This window comes from Mycobacterium bulgaricum, assembly GCF_041287165.2.
GTDB classification, from domain to species: domain Bacteria; phylum Actinomycetota; class Actinomycetes; order Mycobacteriales; family Mycobacteriaceae; genus Mycobacterium; species Mycobacterium bulgaricum.
Genome location: NZ_JBGGKV020000043.1, coordinates 1 through 633, shown reverse-complemented (window position 1 = coordinate 633; position 633 = coordinate 1). Strand labels below are relative to the sequence as shown.

1 protein-coding gene is annotated in these 633 nt (G+C 61.0%); it reads left to right on the top strand.

Translation table 11 applies throughout. The features are described 5' to 3' along the window. Window positions 1-269: 269 nt before the first annotated feature. The coding region (locus ACAG24_RS29485; RefSeq protein ID WP_370476393.1) for an IS110 family transposase at window positions 270-633 on the top strand (364 nt) is incomplete at its 3' end.

Here is a 633-nt window from a genome sequence, read left to right as displayed (position 1 = left end):
GACATTGATTCTGTTAAGCGGGTTCGGGTGAGGATGGTCTTGCTCGTTCGCCGCCGGTGATGACTCGTCCTCCGACTGGCACCCTGTTGGGTTGTCTTCCATTTGATTTGTCTCACCGTGCGACGTGCGGGCAAGCACCACAACAGCCCTGGTAGGGCGGACATGACTTAATCAGGAGCCTGTCCGCTGCCTCATCAATGTCTTGTCTGCCCGCCCTACCGGGTTGTCACCCACCGCAGAGTTCATATGCAGGAGAGGACACCACCATCGTGACATCTGACCGTCGCGTCGTCATCGGCATCGATACCCACCTCGACACCATCCATCTGGCCGCGATCACCGATACCGGCCAAGTACTCGGCGACGCCGAGTTTCGCGCTAATCCGACCGGCTACTGGGCCGCGATCTGCTGGGCCCGCAGCTTTGGTGATGTCATCAGTGTCGGAGTCGAAGGCACCAGCTCCTACGGTGCGGGAATCACACAAGCTTTGCAGGCCAACAGCATTCACGTCGTTGAGGTCAATCGACCCGACCGGGCAGCGCGGCGCCGGCAAGGCAAATCCGATCCCCTCGATGCCTACAGCGCTGCCCGCGCCGTGTTGGGCGGTCACGGCCTGGCGGTGCCTAAAGATC